This is a genomic window from Micromonospora halotolerans, assembly GCF_032108445.1.
GTDB classification, from domain to species: domain Bacteria; phylum Actinomycetota; class Actinomycetes; order Mycobacteriales; family Micromonosporaceae; genus Micromonospora; species Micromonospora halotolerans.
The window spans coordinates 2,085,797-2,107,232 of record NZ_CP134876.1 but is presented as its reverse complement, the minus strand read 5'-3'; the positions used below and the strand labels follow the sequence as shown (position 1 = coordinate 2,107,232).

Genomic DNA, 21,436 nt, shown 5'->3' with positions numbered 1-21,436 from the left:
CGGGATCGCCCGTACCCCGAGGAGGTTGTCCATGGCCCTCCGCACGTCCCCGCTCCGCCGCCGGCTGGCCCTCGCCGCCGCCGTCGGCCTGACCCTCGTGGCCGCGCTCAGCGGCCCGGCCGCCGCCCGGCCCGCACCGGACGGCGAACCGGCCGCCGTCGCCTACCGGGTGCTCGGCCCGCGCACGCTCGCCGACCGGAGCGCCGTCGCCCGCACCGGCGCGGCGATCGACCACTCCGAACACGGGGTGCTGCACGTCACGGCCACCGCCGCGGAGGCCGCCGCGATCACCCGGCTCGGCTTCCGGCTGGAGAAGGACGTCGCCCCGGCCCCGGCCCCGGCCGCCGGCGCCGTCGCGTACGCCTTCCCACCCGCGGACTCCAACTACCACGACTACGCCGAGTTGACCGCGGTGGTGAACACGGTGGTCGCCGACCACCCGGCCATCGCCCGCAAGCTCAGCATCGGGCGGTCCTACCAGGGCCGGGACCTCATGGCCGTGAAGATCTCCGACAACGTCGGCACCGACGAGAGCGAACCGGAGCTCCTCTTCAACGCCCAGCAGCACGCCCGCGAGCACCTGACCGTCGAGATGGCGATCTACCTGCTCAACCTCTTCACCGACAACTACGGCAGCGACTCCCGGATCACCAACCTCGTCAACTCCCGCGAGATCTGGATCGTCCCCACCGTCAACCCGGACGGCAGCGAGTACGACATCGCCACCGGCTCCTACCGCTCCTGGCGGAAGAACAGGCAGCCGAACAGCGGCTCGACGGCCGTCGGCACCGACCTGAACCGGAACTGGTCCTACCAGTGGGGCTGCTGCGGCGGCTCGTCCGGCTCGACCTCGTCGGAGACCTACCGTGGCCCATCCGCCTTCTCCGCCCCGGAGACCACCGCGCTGCGCAGCTTCGTCAACAGCCGGGTCGTCGGCGGGGTCCAGCAGATCAAAGCGAACATCGACTTCCACACCTACTCGCAGCTGGTGCTCTGGCCGTACGGCTACACGTACAGCAACACCGCCACGGGGATGAACGCCGACCAGTACAACACCTTCGCCGCCATCGGGCGGCAGATGGCGTCCAGCAACGGCTACACCCCGGAACAGTCCAGCGACCTCTACATCGCCGACGGCACCAGCATCGACTGGATGTGGGGGACCCACAAGATCTGGGCGTACACCTTCGAGATGTATCCCGGGTCGGCCTCCGGGGGCGGCTTCTACCCGCCCGACGAGGTGATCCCCGCCCAGACCTCGCGCAACCGGGAGGCCGTGCTGCTGCTCTCCGAGTACGCCGACTGCCCGTACCGGGCGATCGGGAAACAGAGCCAGTACTGCTGACCACGAGGCGCGGTGGGGCCCGAGTTGCCGGCGTCCCACCGCGCCTCCCGTCCGGACGATCTCCGCTGGTCATGCGCTACGGTGGCACCGACCACCCCGCAGCGAAGTCGGTGCGAAACCGGCGCTGTCCCGCAACTGTGATGCCCCGCACACGGCGTCGGCCCGGCCGGCGCCGACACCTGTGGGGGGACGAGCCAGGTCGCCTGCGGCACGGTCGCGACACGCGCTCTCGAGGAAGGGCGCCTCGCGGACGGGCCCGCCCAGGTCCCTGTCGGCGAAGCACCACAATCCTCGACCGACAGGAGGACCGATGTCCAGACGTACCCCCCGGCTCTTCGCCGCCGCCCTCGCGGTCGGCGCGCTGCTCCTCGGCGGCTGCGCCGAGAAGACCTCGAACGACACCCCCGCGGCCGGCGGCAGCTCGGCGGCGGCCGCCTTCCCGGTCACCGTCGGCAAGCTGACCCTGGAGAAGCGCCCCGAGAAGATCGTCTCGCTGTCGCCCTCGGCGACCGAGATGCTCTTCGCCGTCGGCGCCGGCAAGCAGGTCACCGCCGTCGACGACCAGTCGAACTACCCGCCGGAGGCGCCGAAGAGCGACCTCTCCGGCTACCAGCCGAACGCCGAGGCGATCGTCGGCCGGAGCCCCGACCTGGTGGTGCTCGCCAACGACACCAACAAGATCGTCGACCAGCTCACCGCGCTGAAGATCCCGGTGCTGCTCACCCCGGCCGCGACCACCCTGGACGACACCTACCAGCAGATCACCGACCTGGGGAAGCTCACCGGCCACCCGGCCGAGGCGGACGCCGTCACGAAGAAGATGAAGGACGACGTCGCCGCCATCACCAAGGACCTGCCGCAGCGGGCGAAGAAGCTCACCTACTACCACGAGCTGGGCCCGGAGCTGTACAGCGCGACCAGCAAGACCTTCATCGGCTCGATCTACGCCCTCGCCGGGCTGCAGAACATCGCCGACCCGGCGGACGCCGACGGAAAGAACGGCGGCTACCCGCAGCTCTCCCAGGAGGTCATCGTCAAGGCGAACCCCGACTTCGTCTTCCTGGCCGACACCAAGTGCTGCAAGCAGACTGCGGAGACCGTCAAGGCCCGCAGCGGCTGGGCCGGCGTCACCGCGGTGAAGAACAACCAGATCGTGGCGCTGGACGACGACATCGCCTCCCGGTGGGGCCCGCGCGTGGTCGACCTGCTCAAGGTGATCGTCGACGCCACCGCCAAGGTTCCGGCCTGACGGTGACCGTGCGACCGGCGGACAACGCGTCCCGGCCGGCCAGGACGCCCCAGGCGCCCCGGCCCGCCGGGGCGCCCGGCAGGGACGACCCGGGTACCCCCGTGACCCGGGACGGGAGGCGGGCGGCCGCAGCGGGTGCGACCGTCCGGCCGGCCGGGCTGCGCACCCGCTGGCTGCTCGTCGGCCTCGCCGCGGTGCTGGTGGCGCTCGTGGCCGGCGTCTCGCTCGGCCCGGTCAGCCTGCCGCCGGGCAGCGTCGCCGCCGAACTGCTCAACCTGCTGCCCGGGGTGCACCTGGACAGCGGGCTCACCGAGCGGGAGGTCGCCATCATCACCGAGCTGCGGCTGCCCCGGGTCGTGCTCGGCCTCCTCGTCGGCGCCCTGCTCGCCCTGGCCGGCGGCTGCTACCAGGGTGTCTTCCGCAATCCCCTCGCGGACCCGTACCTGCTGGGCGTGGCGGCCGGCGCCGGGCTCGCGGTGACCGCGGTCATCACGCTGGGCGCCGGAGCGGGCGGGGCGATCACCGGGATGCCGGTCACCATCCCGCTCGCCGCGTTCGTCGGGTCGCTCGGCGCGGTCGCCATGACGTACGGGCTCGGTGCGGCGGGCGGCCGGTCCCGGTCACCGGCCACGCTGATCCTGGCCGGGGTGGCGGTCTCGGCGTTCCTCTCCGCCGGGCAGACGTACCTGCTGCAACGGCATTCCGAGAGCATCCAGCAGGTCTACTCCTGGCTGCTCGGCAGGCTGGCCACCGCCGGCTGGCACGACGTCCGGCTGGTCCTGCCCTACTTCGTGCTCACCGCCGTGGTGGTGCTGCTGCACCGCCGCGAGCTGGACGTGCTCTCCGTCGGCGACGACGAGGCCGCCAGCCTCGGGCTGCACCCGCAGCGCTCCCGCTACCTGCTGATCGCCGCCGCCTCGCTGGGCACCGCCGCCGCCGTGTCCGCCTCCGGCCTGATCGGCTTCGTCGGCATCATCGTGCCGCACACCGTACGGCTGCTCGCCGGGTCGAGCTACCGGGTGATCCTGCCGCTGTCGATGCTGTTCGGCGGGGCGTTCCTGGCGCTGACCGACGTGGTCGCCCGGACCGCCGCCGCGCCCGCCGAGGTCCCGATCGGCGTGGTCACCGCGCTGCTCGGCGGCCCGTTCTTCGTGCTCGTCCTGCGCACCGCCCGCCGGGTGCTGACATGAGCGCGCCCGCCGTGGAGCTGCGCGACCTGCGGGTCGCCCTGGGGGGCACGCCGATCCTGGCCGGCGTGGACCTCACGGTCGCGGTGGGCGAGTGGGTCACCGTGATCGGCCCGAACGGCGCCGGGAAGTCGACCCTGCTGCGCGCCGTCGGCGGCCTGCTGCCCGCGCCGGGCGCGGTCTCCCTCTTCGGTACGCCGATCAACTCCCTCCGCCGCCGCGACCGGGCCCGGGTGGTGGCCACCGTGGCGCAGTCCCCGGTGGTGCCGGCCGGCATGTCGGTCCTCGACTACGTGCTGCTGGGGCGCACCCCGTACATCCCGGCGCTGGGTCGGGAGTCCGCCGCCGACCTGGCGGCCGTGCACGAGGTGCTGGACCGGCTCGACCTGGGCGCGTTCGGGCGCCGCGAGCTGGCCACCCTCTCCGGTGGCGAGCGGCAGCGGGTCTTCCTGGCCCGGGCGCTGGCCCAGGGCGCCACCCTGCTGCTGCTCGACGAGCCGACCAGCGCGCTGGACATCGGCCACCAGCAGGAGGTGCTGGAACTGGTCGACCAGCTCCGCCAGGAGCACGACCTGACCGTGCTCGCCACCATGCACGACCTCTCCATCGCCGGCGAGTACGCCGACCGCCTCGTCCTGCTCGCCGACGGCCGGGTCGCCGCGGCCGGCCCGCCGCAGGAGGTCCTCACCGAGGCCCTGCTGGCCCGCCACTACCGCGCCAACATCCGGGTAATCCCCGGCGACCACGGCCCCCTGGTGGTCCCCGTCCGCCCCCGCTGAAAGGAAGGGCCCCCTCTTAACGCCTCCGGTAGAGGAGGGGCCCCCTCCTAACACCGGGTCAGCGGAGCGCCGTGACCGAGAAGAGCGCCCCCTGGGGGTCGCGGAGCGCGGCGCCGCGGCCGGCCGGGTTGTCCCGGGGCGGGACGAGGATGGTGCCGCCCAGCTCGGCGGCGCGGGCCGCCGTGGCATCCGCGTCCTCGACCGCGAAGTAGACCGTCCAGTACGCCGGCAGGTCCTCGGGCAGCGGTTCCAGCTGCGGCATCATGCCGGCGACGATCCGGGCGCCGCACCGCCACCCCGTGTAGGTGACCGGGCCGGACGACTGCTCCTCGGGGTGCCAGCCGAAGACCAGCGCGTAGAAGTCCTTCGCCCGTTCGGGATCGGGCGTGACCAGCTCGTTCCAGCACATCGAGCCGGGGGCGTTGAACAGCTCCGCCCCGCGCATCGCCATCGGCTGCCACACGCTGAACACCGCACCGGCGGGGTCGGCGAGGACCGCCATCCGGCCCTGCTCGAAGACGTCGAACGGAGAGACCACCACCTGGCCGCCGGCCGCCTCCACCCGGGTGGCGACCAGGTCCGCGTCGTCGGTGGCCACGTACGTCGACCAGACCGGCACCTGGTCCGGTGCGGCGGGCGGCCCGGCTCCGGCGACGGCCCGGCCGTCCTTGAGGAACATGGTGTAGCCACCCGCGCCCGGCTCCGCCGACACCCGGCCGGTCCAGCCGAACAGCTCCGGGTAGAACCGCTTGGCGTCGTCCAACCCGGGCGTGGCCAGGTCGGCCCAGCAGGGCGTGCCGGGCTCCACGCCGTCCACGCTGACCCCTCTCGCCGAGAGCGGCCCCGCTGGCACGCCCTGCCGGCATCGTGGCACCGTCCCACCGGCCACCGGGCCGGATTGGGACAAAAGGTCAGGTGAAGCGGCGTCCCTCATCCCGCCGGTACGCCCACCCGGCGACCGCCGCGAGCGCCACCACCCAGACGACCAGCATCACCAGGGCCCGGGGGTCGGGCCGCCAGTCGGTGACGGCCGCCCACATCAGCTCGACCGCGCCCCGGGTCGGCAGGTAGGGGGCGATCGCCTGGATGAATCCGGGCGCGTCGTCCGGGCCGGAGAGCAGGCCGCCGCCGAACGCCAGCGGGAAGAAGATCACCTGGGCCACGACGATGGCCGCCTTGCTCGGCAGCGAGTAGCCGATGGACAACCCGAGCAGGGTGAACGGCACCGAGATCACCGCGACGGCGGCGAGGCCGAGCAGGAACTGCGCCGGCGTCACCCGCGCCGCGGTGGCGACCGCGGCGATCACCACCACCGGGATCATCGAGAAGTAGGTCAGCACCAGGCCGGCCAGGATCCGTCCGGCCAGGCGCGGCCCGGGACCGGCCGGGAGGGTCCGCGTGTACGGGTTCCAGGGCTGGTCGCGGTCCTCGGCCACGCCGATGCCGTACTGGAAGATGTTGGCGCTCATCACCGCGAAGGTGACCATGGCGGCGGTGGCGTAGGTGGCGCCGGCGGCGTCGTCACCGGCGAACGGCACCACGAAGAAGAGCATGGCGGCGGCGGGGAAGAAGGCGCTGCCGACCACCGCCACCGGGATCCGGATGATCTCCAGGAGCTGGTAGCGGGCGTGGACCAGGGCGAGCGGCACGGAGGTCTCCTAGGCGGGGGTGGGTGCGGGCCGGTCGCCGGCGGTCAGGGTGAGGAACGCCTCCTCCAGGGAGGTGGGTCGGACCTCGAGGTCGCGGAACGCCACGCCGGCGGTGACCAGGTCCCGGACGAGCTGGTCGGCGTCGGTGGTGAGCAGGTGGGTGCGCCCCTCGGTGTGCTCGGTGGCCACCACGCCGGGCAGCGGCGGCAGGTCGTCGGCGACCAGGCTGACCCGGCGTACGCCGACGATGTCACGGATCGCCGCCACCGAGTCGTCGGCGAGGACGCGCCCGTGCCCGATCACCACCACCCGCTCCGCCAGCGCCTCCACCTCCTCCAGGTAGTGGCTGCTCAGCAGGACCGTGCCGCCCTCGGCGTGGAAGGCCCGGACCGCCTCCCACAGGGTGCGCCGGGCCTCCACGTCCAGCCCGGTGGTGGGCTCGTCGAGGATCACGAGGCGGGGCCGGCCGACGAAGGCGAGCGCCACGGCCAGCCGGCGGCGCTGGCCGCCCGACAGGCCGCCGGTCTGCCGGCGCACCTGGTCGCTGAGGCCGAACCGGTCGAGCAGCTCGCCCCGGGGCACCGGGTCGGGGAAGTGCGCGGAGACGAAGTCGACCACCTCGCCGACCCGCAGCGTGCCGGGCAGGCCGGTCTCCTGCGGGGTCACCCCGAGTTGCCGCCGGCTCGCCGGGTCGCGCGGGTCGCCGCCGAGCAGCTCGACCCGGCCGGAGGTGGGGCGGCGCAGCCCGACCAGCAGGTTGAGCAGGGTGCTCTTGCCGGCCCCGTTCGGCCCGAGCAGGCCCACCAGCTCCCCGGCGCGGACGGTCAGGTCGACCCGGTCCAGTGCCAGCACCTCGCCGTAGCGGCGGCTGACCTGGTCGGCGCGGGCCAGGATCATGGTCGGGCTCCTCAGGGGTTGGGGCACCGGGCGGGGCGTGCCTACACCTGTGTACCGTGCCGGCGCGAGTCGTACTGCCCCACGCGGAGGGGCGCGGATCGCCTACTGTGGTAATCCCGTTGTCCGGCCGCGCCGGCGACGGGTGTCTGTCGACTGGACACTGGGGAGGGTCCGTGACGAGTCCGAGCAGGAACCTCGAGGTCCAGCCGGAGGCGCTGACCGCCTTCGCCGCCGCGTCCCGGGACCGGGCCGGCCGTTTCCGCGAGCTGCGCCGGATCTTCCACGACGGGCACGTGCCCCGGCACGCCTTCGGCATCATGCCCGCGTCGTTCGGCCTCGCCGCCGCGTACGCCGAGCAGTTCGAGGCGTGCCTGCAGGGTCTGGAGGACGGCGCCGAGGTGATGGCCGACATCGCCGAGGGGATCAGCGACACCGCCGACGCCTACACCGGCACCGACGTGGCGACCACCGACATGTTCACCCCGGGCACGTGAGGGCCGACCGATGAGCACCGAGGCGTTGCAGCGCAACAAGACCTACTTCGAGCAGATCGTGTCGGGCACGCCCGACCCGTTCAAGCCGCTCTCCAACGCGGTGCTCTGGCCGTTCGAGCAGTTGCTGGAGTTGGTCGCCGGCGAGCCCGACGACCTCATGAAGGCGGCCCAGCTGGCCCTCAGCACCGGCGAGGCGGTGCGGCAGATCGCCGGCGAGCAGATCGCCGACCGGGCCCGGCTGCGCGGCGCCTGGGACGGTGACGCGGCCGAGAAGTTCCACGCCTCGATGGAGTCCGTCGAGGAGGCGATCGAGGAGCTGGCCAAGGGGCTGGACGGCACCAAGGAGGTGCTGGTCGACGCCGCGAACGCGGCGGTCGACGCGTTCAACCTGCTGGTCGAGCTGATCCTGGAGTTCCTGCTCTGGTTCCTGACCGAGGTGATCATCGCCGCGGTGGCCGCCGTGCTCAGCGCGGGCGTGACGCTGGCCGCCACGGTGGTGCGGGTGCTGGCCCGGCTGGCCACCACGGTCGGCCGCATGGTCAAGATCGTGGCCCGGTTCGCGGAGATCCTCACCAAGCTGGTCACCAAGCTGGAGAAGGTCGCCGAGCTGCTGACCCGCTACCGCAAGGTCGTGATGGAGCTGCGCAAGGCCAAGAAGGCGTACCGGGCGTGGAACAAGTCCGGCTACACCAAGGAGGCGTTCGCGTTCAAGATCCAGCGGTCCGCCATCCTGTTCCCCGGCAAGTTCGCCATCAACCACACGTCTCCGGTGAACATCCCCGGCATCGGCGGCGCCCTGCTCGACACCGGGGTCGGCCTGCACGATGTCTCGGACGGCCACAAGGACCGCAACTACCTGGTGGACGGCACCTACTCGGAGGACCTGGGGCCGTACACCAAGGGCGTGCAGAACGTCTTCGACTCGATCGTGAACTGAGAGGCAGCCATGACCTTCCCGGCCCTGGACCGGATCGAGGCGCTGGCCCGCAACCTGGACGGGTGGCAGCGCGAACTCGGCGCGCGGATGGCCGAGCTGGAGCAGAGCAGCGCCGAGGGGGTGAGCGACTCCGGCCTGGTCACCGTCACGGCGGCCGCCGACGGCAGAATCCTCTCCACCGAGATCAACGCGCGCGCCATGCGCCTCGACTCCTACACCCTCGCCGAGGAGTTCACCGCCGCGGCGAACCGGGCCCAGGAGGCCGCCGCCGCCCGGGTCCGGGAGATCGTCGGCGAGGTGATGGGCAACGCGCCGGCCGCGGAGCGCCGCACCGACGACGGCTACGGCTACGACCGATACTGAACCGATGGACCAGACCGCATACCGGGACCGGATCGGCCAGCTCGTCGAGCCGGGCGAGCGGGTGCTGGCGTACGCGAAGGCGGGGGCGGCGAACGGGGCGACCCCACCTCCGCCGCCGGACGCGGCGAAGCCGGAGGCGCCCGCCGGCCGGGTGAGCGTCGGGGCCGTGCTGCTCAACCTGATCTCGCCGCTGGTCAGTTGGGCGTGGGGCGACCGGCTGGTGGACCGGGTGGTCTGGGGCATCGCCGGGCGCGGCGCCCCCGGCTCCGCGGCCTCCCGCCTGCGCCACGCGCTGAGCCCGCCCGGGCCGGATCTGGCGGTGCGGGACACCCTGCTGGTGGCCACCGACCGGCGGCTGCTGGTCTGTGTGAGTGGGCCGATGAAGCTGTTGTCCAGCCGGGCGGACGACGAGCGGTCTGCGGCGGAGACCGGGATCGCCTGGTCGGCGTCGCGGGCGGAGGTGGCGTCGGCCCGGGTGGGTTGGCACCGGCTCAACCCGAAGCGCCTGCGTCTCGACTTCGCCGACGGCTCCTGGCTCGCCTTCACCGTGCCGATCGCCGAGTCCGGCCGCCCGCTGCGGGACGTCGCGGCCGCCCTGTCCGCCTGAGCCGCCGCGGTTGGCCGCCAGCGGCCGCCAGCCGCGCGCACGACCGGTCAACCGGCCGCCGGCGCGTCCGGCGGCCGCCGGTCAGCCGCCCAACGGGGCGGGCAGCGGCTCGCGGTGCAGCACCGCCAGGCGGGACACCGCCCGGGTCAGCACCACGTAGAGGCGGTGCAGGCCGCGCGGCTCGGCGGCCACGATCGCGGCCGGCTCGACCACCACCACGTGGTCGTACTCCAGGCCCTTGACCAGGGTCGCCGGGACGACGGTGACCCGCGCCGCGGCCTCCACGTCGTCGGCGGTCGCGGTCTCGACGCCCGCGTCGGCGAGGGCCGCGCGGAGCCGGTCCACCGTGCCGTCGGCGGCGATCACGCCGACCGAGCCGTCGTGCGCCAGCGCGGCCCGCACCTCGGCCACCGTCGCGGCCGTCAGGTCCTCGACGGTACGCACGTCGAGCGACCCGTCGCGGCGCAGCGACTCCGCCGGGGGCACGTCGACGGCGAGCGCCGGCAGCAGCCGGTTGGCGAAGGCGACCACGGCGGCCGGCACCCGGAAACCGATGCTCAGCGGCACCACGGCCGCGTCCGGCTTGCCCAGGTGGGCCAGGGACTCCCGCCAGTCGGTGGCCGCCCAGGGCGCGGTGCCCTGGGCCAGGTCGCCGAGAAGCGTGATGGAGCCGTGCTCGCTGCGCCGGGCGATGGCCCGGCACTGCATCGGGGAGAGGTCCTGCGCCTCGTCGACCACCACGTGCCCGAAGCCGGCGGGCCGTTCCAGCAGCCCGGCGGCCTCGTCGATGAGCACCGCGTCGGCGGCGGTCCACCGGGTCGCCTTCGGGGTGCGCCCGACCGGGCCCGACCGGAACAGTTCCTGCTCCTCGGCCGTGAGCAGACCGTCGGCGGCGGCGGCGAGCGCGTCGGGGTCGGTCCGCAGCCGGTGCAGCAGCCCGTCGGGGGTGAGCGCCGGCCAGACCGCGTCGAGGAACTCGGTGACCGGCTTCGCCCTGCTCATCCGACGCAGCCAGGCGTCGCTGGGCGACTCGGCCCGGCGGGCCTCGGACTGGCGTTGCAGCAGCCCCACCACGCGGGCGCGTACCCGGTCCCGGCCGGTCGCGTACGGCAGGTCCTCGCGGCGGGTCTCCTCGACCAGCCGGTGCAGCGGGTCGACGCCGATCCGCCAGCGGAACGAGCCGTCCGAGACCATGATCGGCTCGGTGGGCACGCCGATGTGCGCGTCGACCGCGCGGCGCAGCACCTCGGCCATCCGGACGTCGTGCTTGAGGGCGGCCACGGCGGGGTCATCGACCGCGCGGACCGGCACCCGGGCGACCAGGTCCTCCACCGTGGCCTGCTCGACCTCGACCTCGCCGAGCGCCGGCAGCACCGCCGCGATGTAGGACAGGAACGCCCGGTTCGGCCCGACGATCAGCACGCCCGACCGGCGCAGCCGTTCGCGGTGCAGATAGAGCAGGTACGCGGCGCGGTGCAGCCCGACCGCCGTCTTACCGGTGCCCGGCGCGCCCTGGACGCAGATCGAGTCGGCGAGGTCGGCCCGGACCAGCTCGTCCTGCTCGGGCTGGATGGTGGCGACGATGTCCCGCATGGGGCCGACGCGGGGACGCTCGATCTCGGCGGTGAGGATGCGGCTGGCGGTGCCCAGCTCCTCGCCGCGGTCGAGGCGCTCGTCCTCGAAGCTGGTCAGCACCCCGGAGCTGAACCCGAACCGGCGCCGGATCGCGACGCCCTGCGGGTCCCGGGCGCTGGCCCGGTAGAACGATCGGGAGACCGGCGCCCGCCAGTCCAGCACGAGCGGCTCGCCCAGTTCGTCGGTGACGTGCCGGCGCCCGACGTGGTATTCGCGTCCGGCATGGTCCGGATCGACGTCACCGAAGTCGAGCCGGCCGAAGAAGAGCGGAGTGGTCGGGTCGTCGGCGAGTTCCTTGACCCGCCGGGCCATGTGCCGGCCGAGCTGCTCGGCGGTGTACGCGTCCCCGGCCACCTTGTCGCCGGTGGCGAAGAGGGACTCGGCGCGCTCGCGCATCCGGCGCAGCGCCGCGCGGGAGGTGTCCAGGTGGGCGCGCTCGGCGGCGAGCTCGGCGTCCAGGGTCTGTTCTTGGGCGTGCAGGGTCATCCACGTACTCCTCGTCACGGGGAACAACGCTGCCGCTCGCGTTTCCGACCTCGGGTCGGCGCGGGGACGTCCTGTGCGGTGCTACTCACCACGGCCGTCAGGCGGGACAGAGCAGCCTACTCCCCCCGGGTCGGTGGGCAACCGAATTTCCCCGGCGCCGGTCGGGGCGGGATCATGGGTGCATGACCGAGGCGCGTCCGGAGCAGCGCCGGGTGACGATCAGCGACCCGCAGGTGATGCGGGCCCTGGCCCACCCGGCCCGTATGGCGATCATGGAGCATCTCAGCACGGTCGAGGGCGGTGCGACCGCCACGGAGTGTGCCGAGATCGCCGGGCTGTCGCCGAGCGCGACGAGCTACCACCTCCGGGAGCTGGCGAAGTTCGGCCTGATCGAGGAGGCCCCGAGCCGGGGGGACGCCCGGGAGCGGGTCTGGCGGGCGTTCAGCCCCTCCTACTACGTCGAGTCCGGGCAGGACGCCGACTCCGAGGCCCGCGCCGCCGAGCTGGCCCTGGTCGACGCGCACCTGGCTCGCGACAGCCAGCGCGCCCGGGACTGGATCCGGCGCGCGCCCGACGAGCCGAGCGACTGGTACCGGGCGGCGTGGTTCAGCGACAGCCTGCTCCAGGTCACCGCCGAGGAACTGGCCGAGCTGAATCAGGCGATCCAGTCGCTGCTGGACCCCTACCGCCGCCGGCTGCGGAAGGAGCCGCCGGAGGGCTCCCGCACGGTCGCCGTGCAGTACCGGGCGCTGCCCATCGACTGACCCGGGGGTTGCGCCAACAGGTGTGAAGGATTATTTTCGAAATATGTCCTTCGCATCTGGCCGGTCGCGCTGGCCCGACGTCTGGCTCGCCACCGCCGCCCGCGGCGTCTCCAGCTGCGGGGACTTCCTCGCCGCCAGCGCACTGACGCTGGCGCTCCAGTCCGCCGGGGCCGGCGGTCTCGCCGTCTCCGGGCTGCTGCTCGCCGCCACGCTGCCGCTGGTCGCGCTCGCCCCGCTGACCGGCCGGCTCGCCGACCGGGTGGACAGCCGGGTGCTGCTGGTGGTCGCCGGGCTCGCCCAGGCCGCGATCTGCCTGGCGCTCGCGTACGCCGGGCACCCGGCCCTGGTCATCGCGCTGGTGGCGCTGCTCGCGGCCGGGCTCGCGGTCACCCAACCGGTGCTCTCCGCGCTGGTGCCGGTCATGGTCCGGGCCGAGGACCTGCCCCGGGCCGGCGCGCTGAACCAGACGGCCGGCACGCTGGGCGCGCTGGCCGGGCCGGCTCTGGCCGGGCTGCTCGTCGGCCAGTTCGGCACGCGGGTACCGCTGCTCGTCGACGCCGTCAGCTACCTCGCGCTGGTGGCGGCCGGCCTGCTCATCCGTACCCGGCGCGGTGGCCGGCGGTCGACGGCCCCGGCGGCCGGCGGCGCGACCCGAGCTCCCGCGTGGCGGTTCCGGGCCGACCCCCTGCTGATGGTGATGGTGGGCAGCCTCGCCGCGGTGATCGCCGCAGTCGGCGCCATCAACGTCATCGAGGTCTTCTTCATCCGCGAGACCCTGCACAGCACCACCACGGTCTACGGCCTGGTCACCGGCGCCTGGCCGCTGGGCATCGTCCTCGGCGGCTGGCTGTTCGCCCGGCTCGCCCGCCGGCTCAGCGACGACGGGGCGCTGCTCGGCGCCGGGCTGGTCCTGCTCGGCGGCTGCTGCCTGGCGGTGCTGGCCTCGGCCGCGGTGCCGTCGGCCTGGCTGCTCGTGCCGATCTGGTTGGTCGGCGGGGTGGGCAACGGCGGCGACAACGTCTTCAACAACCTGCTGCTGGCCCGGCGGGTGCCCGAGGCGGCCCGGGGCCGGGCCTACGCGGTCTTCGGCGCCGCGGCCCAGGGGGCCGGGATGGCCGGCTACCTCATCGGCGGCCTCCTGCTGGAGGTGGCCGCACCCCGGCCGCTGGTCGCCGGCTGCGGGGTGGCCGGGATGCTCGTGGTCGTCGCGGCGGCCTGGCCGGTGTGGCGGGCGGTCCGTGCCGAGCGCTCCGCCCGGCCCGTCGCCGGGTCCGGGAGCGAGCCGCGTGGGGAGTTGGCCACTTCCTTCCCCTCCCGCTGAGCCGGCCCGACCGGGCAGGGATACGGTCGGGCTATGGCCGAGCGAATCGCCCGCCCCCGGGTGGGGCACATCCAGTTCCTGAACTGCCTGCCGATCTACTGGGGGCTCATGCGGTCCGGCGCGCTGATCGACGTCGACCTGCACAAGGACTCGCCGGACCGGTTGAACGCCGGGTTGGTCGCCGGTGACCTGGACATCGGCCCGATCTCTCTCGTGGAATACCTGCGGCACGCCGACGAGCTGCTGCTCCTGCCGGACCTGGCGGTCGGCAGCGACGGCCCGGTGCTCTCGGTCAACGTGGTCTCCACCCGACCCCTCACCGAGCTGGACGGCGCCCGGGTGGCGCTCGGCTCCACGTCGCGTACCGGGGTGCTCCTGGCCCAGCTGCTGCTCGGCGAGCGCTACGGGGTGCGCCCCGAGTACTTCCGCTGCCCGCCCGACCTGACCCAGATGCTGCTGGAGGCCGACGCCGGCGTGCTCATCGGCGACGTGGCGCTGCGCGCGCTCTACGAGGCGCCGCGCAAGGGCCTCGCGGTGACCGACCTCGGGCAGGCCTGGCGCGAGTGGACCGGCCTGCCGATGGTGTTCGCCGTCTGGGCGGTCCGCCGCGAGTTCGCCGCCGCCCACCCCGGCCTGGTCAAGGAGGTGCACGAGGCGTTCCTGCGCTCGCGCGACCTGAGCCTGGTTGAGCTGGACCAGGTGGCCGAGGCCGGAGCCCGCTGGGAGCCGTTCGACGCGGCGACCCTGGCGACCTACTTCCGTACCCTCGACTTCTCGCTGGGCGAGCGGCAGGTGGCCGGCCTGCGGGAGTTCGCGCGTCGCGCGGCCGCCGTCGGCGAGGCCCCGGCCCTGCCGGAGGGCGGGCCGGAGTTCTTCCAGGGCTGACGCCCTCCCCCGACGACGAAGCGGCGGTGCCCCGGCGGACCGGGAACACCGCCGCTTCACGCAGCGGGTGGGATCAGGTGGCGTCGCGGAGCAGCGCCTCGGTGATCTTCTCGCAGTTGTCCATGCCGTAGTCGTATCCCATGCCGATGGGGTAGCGGACCATCACGCCCATCGTCCAGGTGTCGCCGATCGCCAGGCAGTTGATGTGCATCTCCTGCTCCTTCTGCCGGTCGATCCAGCCGTTCTTGATGGCGATGGTCTTCTGCACCTTGGCGGGGAACGCCTTGCGGATGCCGAAGTCGCCCACCCCGCGGACCAGCCGCATCTCGTTCAGCAGCCACTTGGTCCACTTCGGGCCGGCCGCCCGGCCGTCGTCGATGCAGAGGCCGAGCCGCGCGGTGTCCCGCGGGGACAGAGCGGTCCGGCTCCAGCCGCCGTCCGGGGCGACCTTGCTGTCGGTCAGGCCGCACATCTGGATCAGCCGCTTGATCGACGCCGACCGGCCCACGCTGTTGTAGAACTGCTCGGCGCGGGTGTTGTCGCTGTCCCGGATGATCTGCGTGGCGTCGTCCAGCTTCGCCTCGCTCGGCGTCTGCCCGGCGTCGGCTGTGCGCCGCAGGTAGTCGGCGACGATCCAGGACTTGATCATCGAGGCGGTGGTGCTGGTCTCGCCCATGTTCTTCGAGCCGATGATCGCGCCGGTCCGCTTGTCCAGGACGCTCCAGGAGTACCAGCCCTTGATGTTCAGGTCGCTGAGGTCCTGGGCGGCGAACGGCAGCGGCTCCAACGACGGCGACGGAGACGGCGAGGGGCGGGTGTTGCGATCGGTGGACGGGCCCGTGGACCGGGCGGCCGCCGCGGGCGACTGCGAGGTGGCCGTGGGGCGGAGCGGAGAGCCGGGCACGAACCTGAGCGAGACGAGCACCAGGCCGACCAGGATCACGGCGACCGCGCTGTAGGTCAGTGTGCGGTGGTCACTGCCCGGCCGGCGCCGGCTGCCCGCCATCAGAGCTTCCCGACCGGCTGCTGCGGCACCTTGAGAGCGGCGCCCGGCTGTGGGGTCACCAGCTGGGTGGCGACGCTGGCGCAGACCTTCGCGCCGTACGAGGGGGTCTTCGGGTCGCCCGCGCCGGGGTAACGCATCATCACGGCCAGGGTCCAGTCTTTGGCCACCGCGAGGCAGTTGACGTGCCACTGGCCGTCGGCCCAGAGCATGGTGAAGCCGTTCTTGATGCTGACCGGCCCCTGCGAGGTGATCGACGCGGGCAGGCCGTCGACGATGCCCCAGTGACCGCCCTGGACGGCCTCGGACTTCTGGTCCTTGACGCCGCCGCGCACGTTGGCCATCTCGTTCAACACCCACTTCGTCCACTTCGGCCCGGCGGCGGTGCCGTCGCCGATGCAGTCGCCCATGCGCACCGCGTCGCGCGGCGACATCTGGGTGTACGCCCACTTGGCCTTGGTGGGTTCAATCCTCGTGTCGGTCAGCTTGCACATCTTGATCAGCCGGATCAGCACCGGCTTGCGGCCGCCGGCGTTGTAGAGCGCCTCGGCCGAGATGTCGTTGCTGTCCCGGATCGCGGTCTCGGCCTGCTTCTTGCGCGCCGCGCTGGGCGCCTTGTCGCCGAGCTGGCGCAGGTAGTCGGAGACGATCCAGGCCTTGATCATCGACTCGGTCGAGTTGGTCGACGCCATGTTCGGCGCACCGCTGATCTTGCCGGTCTTCCGGTCCATCAGCGCCCAGGAGAAGAACTTGCCCTTGAAGTTCACCGAGACCGGCCCGGCGGCCAGGGTCGGCTCCGGGGGCGGGCTGGGAGCGGGCGTGGGAACCTGCGCCACACCACCGCCGATGCCGCCCAGGCTTTCGCCAGCGGAGAGCTTGGCGTACGCGGCGGGGACCAGCATGCCGCCGCCGATGAGGACCGCCACGATGGCGAGCACCATGGTCACGCGAGGTCGCATGAGTGGGTGAACTCCAGGTTGTCTGGCCGGGGGGACCGGCGCTTCCGAAGGTGTTTCGGCCTGATCGCCGAGGCCGGGGGAGAGGGCCTGGAGCCGTGGCGATCGTCAGCAGCCGATCGGTGTGCCGGGCGAAGTCTACTTCCGGACAGGCCGGATGCCAGATCCCCAGGCCCGGCAACTCGCCGTGAAGGCGGGATATTGGACCGCTATGCCGCTCTTGTGGGGATTCATCTTCGGCGCGTGGCCGAGGTCACAACGTTTGCGCAGGTCAGGCGCCGTCACTGGAAGCGGTCGGTCGGTGACAGAAGGTGGGTCGGGAAACCTGTTACACCCTCTGGTGTCATTGGGCGCGAGCTGTAACACTGGCCTCATGTATGGCAACGACTTCGCCCCGCCCGAGGACGGCCCGGGCGGCGGCCTGCTCGGCGAGGTGGAGGCGGCGGAGGCCGCGCTGCGCGAGGCGGCGGCACGCGCCCGGCGCGGCGGACCGGCGCCCGACGAGGACTTCGCGGCGTACTTCACGGACGTGATCGACGCCGACCAGAAGATCGAGCCGCGCGACTGGATGCCGGAGGCGTACCGGAAGACGCTGATCCGGCAGATCGCCCAGCACGCGCACTCCGAGATCATCGGCATGCAGCCGGAGGGGAACTGGATCAGCCGGGCCCCCTCGCTCAAGCGCAAGGCGATCCTGCTGGCCAAGGTGCAGGACGAGGCCGGACACGGTCTCTACCTCTACGCCGCGGCGGAGACGCTCGGCGTCAGCCGGGACGAGCTGGTCGAGCTGCTGATCGACGGCCGGCAGAAGTACAGCTCGATCTTCAACTACCCGACCCTGACCTGGGCCGACGTGGGCGCGATCGGCTGGCTCGTGGACGGCGCGGCGATCGTCAACCAGGTGCCGCTGTGCCGCTGCTCCTACGGCCCCTACGCCCGGGCGATGATCCGGGTCTGCAAGGAGGAGTCGTTCCACCAGCGCCAGGGCTACGAGATCCTGCACACCCTGGCCCACGGCACCCCCGAGCAGAAGGCCATGGCCCAGGACGCGGTGGACCGCTGGTGGTACCCGTCACTGGCCATGTTCGGCCCGCCGGACGGAGACTCGACGCACAGCGCACAGTCGATGGCCTGGAAGATCAAGCGCTTCTCCAACGACGAGCTGCGCCAGCGCTTCGTCGACATGTGCGTGCAGCAGGCGGAGATCCTCGGCCTCGCCATCCCCGACCCGGACCTGCGCTGGAACGAGCAGCGGCAGTCCTACGACTACACCCAGCCCGACTACGACGAGCTGATGCAGGTGATCAAGGGCAACGGGCCGTGCAACCGGCAGCGGATGGAGCACCGGCGGCGGGCCCACTCCGACGGCGCCTGGGTGCGGGAGGCCGCCGCGGCGTACGCGGCGAAGCAGCGGAACAAGGAGAAGGTGGCGGCGTGAGCGAGCGCAGCGAGCGAACCGATCAGCCCGGCGCGAAGGATCACTCACCGCTGTGGGAGGTCTTCGTGCGGGCCCGGCGCGGGCTGTCGCACACCCACGTCGGCAGCCTGCACGCCCCCGACGCGGAGCTGGCCCTGCGCAACGCCCGCGATCTGTACACCCGGCGCCAGGAGGGCGTCTCGATCTGGGTGGTGCCGGCGAGCGCGATCACCGCGTCCAGCCCGGACGAGAAGGACGCCTTCTTCGACCCGGCGGCCGACAAGGTCTACCGCCACCCCACCTTCTACGAGGTGCCGGACGGGGTGGCGCACCTGTGAGCGAGCTGTTCGACTTCACCCTCGGCCTGGGCGACGACGCGCTGATCGCGGCGCAGCGGCTCGGCGAGTGGACCTCCCGCGCACCGGAGATGGAGGAGGACGTCGCGCTGGCCAACATCGCCCTCGACCAGCTCGGCGCGGCCCGCCTCCTGCTCACCTACGCGGGCGAGCTGGAAGGCGCCGGCCGGGACGAGGACGCGTTTGCCTACCTGCGCGGCGACCGGGAGTTCCGCAACCGCCTCCTGGTCGAGCTGCCCAACGGCGACTTCGGCGTGACCATGGCGAAGCTGTTCTTCCTGGCCGCCTACCAGCTCCCGCTCTACACCGCGCTGAGCGGGTGCGCCGACGAGCGGCTGGCCGCGATCGGGGCGAAGGCGCGCAAGGAGTCGGCGTACCACCTGGACCACGCCTCGCTCTGGGTGAAGCGGCTCGGCGACGGCACCGAGGAGTCGCACCGGCGCATGCAGGACGCGGTCGACCAGGTCTGGCCGTACACCCACGAGCTGTTCACCGCGGACCCGGCGGCGCCGGTCGACCCGGCCACCCTGCGGGCCGACTTCGACGCCGTCGTGTCCGCGGTGCTCGACGAGGCGACGCTGACCCGGCCCACCGGCGGCTGGGCACCGGGCGGCGGGCGGGACGGCGTCCACACCGAACACCTCTCCTACCTGCTGGCCGAGATGCAGGTGCTGCACCGCGCCCACCCGGGGGCCCGCTGGTGAGCAGTCCGAGGGAGGCCGTGGCGGCGGTGGTGGACCCCGAGATCCGGGTCGTCACCATCGACGAGCTGGGCATCCTGCGGTCGGTCGACGAGGATCCCGGCAGCGGCCGGGTGGTCGTCACGATCACCCCCACCTACACCGGCTGCCCGGCCATGGACGTCATCCGGGCCGACATCCGCCGCGCGCTCGCCGCCGCCGGTCACCCGGACGCCGAGGTCCGCACCGTCTACGCCCCGGCGTGGAGCACCGACTGGATCTCCGAGGGCGGCCGGGCCAAGCTGGCCGCCGCCGGCATCGCCCCGCCCGCCCCGGCCGCCCGGAGCGGTGGCGTCGTCCCGCTGACCCTGGCCGTCCGCTGCCCGCGCTGCGGCTCCCCGGAGACCGAGCAGGTCAGCCGGTTCGGGTCCACCGCGTGCAAGGCCCTGTGGCGCTGCCGCTCCTGCTCCGAACCCTTCGACCACCTGAAGGCGCTGTGACTGTCACGATCACCCGACCGGTCCGTCGCCGGCCGGCCTTCCACCCGCTGCCCGTCGCCGCCGTCGACCGGCTCACCGACGACGCCGTGGCGATCACCTTCGCCGTGCCCGAGGAGCTGCGGGAGACGTTCGCGTTCTCCGCCGGGCAGCACCTGACGGTGCGGCTCGCCGCCGGAAGCGGGCTCACCGGCGCCACCGGGGAGGGCGGCGCCGAGGTGCGGCGGTCGTACTCGATCTGCTCGACCCCCGACGAGCTGGCCCGGCACGGCCGGCTGCGGATCGGGGTGCGGGAGGTTCCCGGCGGTGCCTTCTCCGCGTACGCCTGTGGGGCCCTGCGCGGCGGCGACACCGTCGAGGTGCTGCCCCCGCTCGGGCACTTCACCTCGGGGTTCGCCCCGGACCGGGTCCGCCACTACGGCGCGGTGGTCGCCGGCTCCGGCATCACCCCGGTGCTCTCGCTGGTCGCGACCGCGCTGTCCGTCGAACCGGCCAGCACCTTCACCCTGGTGTACGGCAACCGCACGGCGAACACCGTGATGTTCGCCGAGGAGCTGGCCGACCTGAAGGACCGGTGGCCGACCCGGCTGCACCTCGTGCACGTGCTCTCCCGGGAGATGGGCGAGTCCGCGCTGCTCTCCGGGCGGATCGACGCCGACCGGCTGACCCGGCTGCTCGACACCGTCGTCCCCGGCGAGGCGATCGAGGAGTGGTTCCTCTGCGGCCCGTACGGGATGGTGGTGGACGCCAAGGCGGTGTTCGCCGACCGGGGCGTGCCCGACTCGGCCGTGCACACCGAGCTGTTCCACGTCGACGCCCCGCCGGAGCCGATCCGGCGCCCGAGTGACGAGCCCGGTGCCGGCGCCGAGGTGACCATCGTGCTGGACGGCCGCTCGTCGAGCTTCACGATGGGCCGCGACGAGCGGGTGCTGGACGCCGCGCTCAAGGTCCGCGGCGAACTCCCGTACGCCTGCAAGGGCGGGGTCTGCTCGACCTGCAAGGCCAAGGTGGTCGCCGGCGAGGTGACCATGGCGCGCAACTACGCACTGGAGCCGGACGAGGTGGCCGCCGGCTACGTCCTCACCTGCCAGTCGAGCCCGGTGACCGACAAGCTCACGGTCGACTACGACGCCTGAGGGCGCCACGGGCGGTGCCGCGCCCACCGCCCGCCGGGCACCCCGGGCTCGGGACGATCGGCGGACGGACGGACGGGGTCAGCGGTTGGGACCGAGGCAGAGCAGATACTTGTCCGACCTCTGCCGCTCGGTGTAGCTCGCGACGACGCCGGAGAACCGCCCGCACGGCGCGTCGGTGGTGGCACCGTCGATCCGGCCGACGATGACGTAGCCGGCGGCCGGATCGCCGCAGTCGACGACGCTGACCCTCGAATGGGTGACCAGATCGGTCACCTTGACGCAGTCGCCGACGGCGGCGTACGCGGGATCGTCGGCGATCGACCAGCCGATGACGGCGACGAGGGCCACGGGTATGAGGAGGCCGAGCGCGGCGGCCCGCCGGAACACGGGCTTGCCTGGCACCGCCGGCGTGCCCGGGGCCCCAGGTTGCGGTTCCGCCAGGCGGCCGAGGCGGACCCGGGTGACGAGGTTCCCGAGCAGAACCAGCGGAGTGAGGATCATCGAGGCGGCACCCCACCAGCCCTGATAGAGGGTGTCCGCGGTCATGTCACGGCAGACCGCGATGCCGCAGGACCGGCAGAACGGGCCACGCCGGCTCAGCATGCGCCAGAGGAGGACGAAACCCTGGTGCCCGCGCACGGTCGCCTTGATGGCGGGCACCGAGCCGCAGCAGCGGCAGGTGAGCTCGGTGCTGGTGGGCGGGAACACGGGCGCGATGTGGGGTGGGTTCGCGGAGGGTGCGGTCATGGCCGTTCCTTGATCGAAGTCTGAGAGCACCGCACGATAAGCCAGG

General features: G+C 73.1%; 22 protein-coding genes, 1 pseudogene and 1 riboswitch. Of the genes and pseudogenes, 16 read left to right on the top strand and 7 right to left on the bottom strand.

What is annotated here, in order from left to right; translation table 11 throughout:
* Positions 1-31: 31 nt before the first annotated feature.
* From RMN56_RS09875 to RMN56_RS09860, 4 genes and pseudogenes are all read left to right on the top strand, one after another.
* A pseudogene (locus RMN56_RS09875) lies at positions 32-1,342 on the top strand (M14 family metallopeptidase); the annotation flags it as partial.
* 109 nt (positions 1,343-1,451) lie between these two features.
* Positions 1,452-1,544: riboswitch (cobalamin riboswitch) on the top strand.
* Positions 1,545-1,655: 111 nt separating this feature from the next.
* Positions 1,656-2,594: an ABC transporter substrate-binding protein gene (locus tag RMN56_RS09870; protein ID WP_313723530.1), complete on the top strand. Its 939-nt coding sequence runs from the start codon at positions 1,656-1,658 to the stop codon at positions 2,592-2,594.
* Positions 2,595-2,695: 101 nt separating this feature from the next.
* The gene (locus tag RMN56_RS09865; protein ID WP_313724696.1) at positions 2,696-3,784 is read left to right on the top strand and encodes a FecCD family ABC transporter permease; all 1,089 of its coding nucleotides are present in this window, start codon (positions 2,696-2,698) and stop codon (positions 3,782-3,784) included.
* Positions 3,781-4,560: an ABC transporter ATP-binding protein gene (locus RMN56_RS09860; RefSeq protein ID WP_313723529.1), complete on the top strand. Its 780-nt coding sequence runs from the start codon at positions 3,781-3,783 to the stop codon at positions 4,558-4,560. The genes RMN56_RS09865 and RMN56_RS09860 overlap by 4 nt, the downstream gene beginning before the upstream one ends.
* A gap of 58 nt (positions 4,561-4,618) precedes the next feature.
* Here RMN56_RS09860 and RMN56_RS09855 read toward each other — a convergent pair whose 3' ends face one another.
* From RMN56_RS09855 to RMN56_RS09845, 3 genes are all read right to left on the bottom strand, one after another.
* Positions 4,619-5,377, bottom strand: a complete 759-nt coding sequence (locus tag RMN56_RS09855) for a VOC family protein (RefSeq protein WP_313723528.1) — start codon at positions 5,375-5,377, stop codon at positions 4,619-4,621.
* A gap of 94 nt (positions 5,378-5,471) precedes the next feature.
* Positions 5,472-6,209: an ABC transporter permease gene (locus RMN56_RS09850; protein WP_313723527.1), complete on the bottom strand. Its 738-nt coding sequence runs from the start codon at positions 6,207-6,209 to the stop codon at positions 5,472-5,474.
* 9 nt (positions 6,210-6,218) lie between these two features.
* Positions 6,219-7,106 carry an ABC transporter ATP-binding protein gene (locus RMN56_RS09845; protein WP_313723526.1) on the bottom strand — a complete coding sequence of 296 codons (888 nt, stop codon included), beginning with the start codon at positions 7,104-7,106 and terminating at the stop codon, positions 6,219-6,221.
* A 173-nt stretch (positions 7,107-7,279) separates the two neighbouring features.
* Between RMN56_RS09845 and RMN56_RS09840 the strand changes: the two genes are divergently transcribed.
* Genes RMN56_RS09840 through RMN56_RS09825 form a run of 4 tightly spaced genes read left to right on the top strand, consistent with a single transcriptional unit; the run spans position 7,280 to position 9,507 of the window.
* Positions 7,280-7,600, top strand: coding sequence for a type VII secretion target (locus RMN56_RS09840; RefSeq protein ID WP_313723525.1), 321 nt, complete (start codon positions 7,280-7,282; stop codon positions 7,598-7,600).
* A gap of 10 nt (positions 7,601-7,610) precedes the next feature.
* Entirely contained in the window at positions 7,611-8,537 is a 927-nt protein-coding gene (locus RMN56_RS09835) for a WXG100 family type VII secretion target (protein WP_313723524.1), read from the top strand.
* A 9-nt stretch (positions 8,538-8,546) separates the two neighbouring features.
* A complete protein-coding gene (locus tag RMN56_RS09830) occupies positions 8,547-8,900 on the top strand; it encodes a YbaB/EbfC family nucleoid-associated protein (RefSeq protein WP_313723523.1) in 354 nt (117 codons plus the stop codon).
* A 4-nt stretch (positions 8,901-8,904) separates the two neighbouring features.
* Positions 8,905-9,507 carry a hypothetical protein gene (locus RMN56_RS09825; protein ID WP_313723522.1) on the top strand — a complete coding sequence of 201 codons (603 nt, stop codon included), beginning with the start codon at positions 8,905-8,907 and terminating at the stop codon, positions 9,505-9,507.
* Positions 9,508-9,588: 81 nt separating this feature from the next.
* On the opposite strand, the gene RMN56_RS09820 is transcribed toward RMN56_RS09825, so the two are convergent.
* Entirely contained in the window at positions 9,589-11,628 is a 2,040-nt protein-coding gene (locus RMN56_RS09820; RefSeq protein WP_313723521.1) for a HelD family protein, read from the bottom strand.
* A 182-nt stretch (positions 11,629-11,810) separates the two neighbouring features.
* Here RMN56_RS09820 and RMN56_RS09815 point away from each other — a divergent pair, with 182 nt between their 5' ends.
* The 3 genes from RMN56_RS09815 to RMN56_RS09805 are packed head-to-tail and all read left to right on the top strand — an operon-like array spanning position 11,811 to position 14,598.
* Positions 11,811-12,392, top strand: a complete 582-nt coding sequence (locus RMN56_RS09815) for a helix-turn-helix domain-containing protein (RefSeq protein ID WP_313723520.1) — start codon at positions 11,811-11,813, stop codon at positions 12,390-12,392.
* Positions 12,393-12,435: 43 nt separating this feature from the next.
* Positions 12,436-13,713 carry an MFS transporter gene (locus tag RMN56_RS09810; RefSeq protein ID WP_313723519.1) on the top strand — a complete coding sequence of 426 codons (1,278 nt, stop codon included), beginning with the start codon at positions 12,436-12,438 and terminating at the stop codon, positions 13,711-13,713.
* Positions 13,714-13,746: 33 nt separating this feature from the next.
* Complete coding sequence (locus RMN56_RS09805; protein WP_313723518.1) at positions 13,747-14,598, top strand: menaquinone biosynthetic enzyme MqnA/MqnD family protein; 852 nt, start codon at positions 13,747-13,749, stop codon at positions 14,596-14,598.
* A 73-nt stretch (positions 14,599-14,671) separates the two neighbouring features.
* Here the strand turns inward: RMN56_RS09805 and RMN56_RS09800 are convergent, their stop codons facing one another.
* Both RMN56_RS09800 and RMN56_RS09795 read right to left on the bottom strand, forming a co-directional pair.
* Positions 14,672-15,604 (bottom strand): serine hydrolase, encoded by a 933-nt coding sequence (locus RMN56_RS09800; protein WP_313723517.1) that lies wholly within the window; start codon positions 15,602-15,604, stop codon positions 14,672-14,674.
* Complete coding sequence (locus RMN56_RS09795; RefSeq protein ID WP_313723516.1) at positions 15,604-16,560, bottom strand: hypothetical protein; 957 nt, start codon at positions 16,558-16,560, stop codon at positions 15,604-15,606. Before RMN56_RS09795 ends, RMN56_RS09800 begins: the two co-directional genes overlap by 1 nt.
* 370 nt (positions 16,561-16,930) lie before the next feature.
* Between RMN56_RS09795 and paaA the strand changes: the two genes are divergently transcribed.
* From paaA to paaE, 5 genes are read left to right on the top strand one after another with little or no spacing between them, the layout of a single operon-like run.
* Entirely contained in the window at positions 16,931-17,995 is a 1,065-nt protein-coding gene (gene paaA, locus RMN56_RS09790; protein WP_313723515.1) for a 1,2-phenylacetyl-CoA epoxidase subunit PaaA, read from the top strand.
* Positions 17,992-18,312 (top strand): 1,2-phenylacetyl-CoA epoxidase subunit PaaB, encoded by a 321-nt coding sequence (gene paaB / locus RMN56_RS09785; protein WP_313723514.1) that lies wholly within the window; start codon positions 17,992-17,994, stop codon positions 18,310-18,312. Before paaA ends, paaB begins: the two co-directional genes overlap by 4 nt.
* On the top strand, positions 18,309-19,034 hold the full coding sequence (gene paaC, locus RMN56_RS09780; RefSeq protein WP_313723513.1) for a 1,2-phenylacetyl-CoA epoxidase subunit PaaC: 726 nt from the start codon (positions 18,309-18,311) through the stop codon (positions 19,032-19,034). Before paaB ends, paaC begins: the two co-directional genes overlap by 4 nt.
* On the top strand, positions 19,031-19,510 hold the full coding sequence (paaD, locus tag RMN56_RS09775) for a 1,2-phenylacetyl-CoA epoxidase subunit PaaD (RefSeq protein ID WP_313723512.1): 480 nt from the start codon (positions 19,031-19,033) through the stop codon (positions 19,508-19,510). Before paaC ends, paaD begins: the two co-directional genes overlap by 4 nt.
* Positions 19,507-20,643, top strand: a complete 1,137-nt coding sequence (paaE, locus tag RMN56_RS09770; protein ID WP_313723511.1) for a 1,2-phenylacetyl-CoA epoxidase subunit PaaE — start codon at positions 19,507-19,509, stop codon at positions 20,641-20,643. Before paaD ends, paaE begins: the two co-directional genes overlap by 4 nt.
* A 78-nt stretch (positions 20,644-20,721) precedes the next feature.
* Here paaE and RMN56_RS09765 read toward each other — a convergent pair whose 3' ends face one another.
* Positions 20,722-21,390, bottom strand: a complete 669-nt coding sequence (locus RMN56_RS09765) for an LppU/SCO3897 family protein (protein WP_313723510.1) — start codon at positions 21,388-21,390, stop codon at positions 20,722-20,724.
* Positions 21,391-21,436 lie beyond the last annotated feature (46 nt).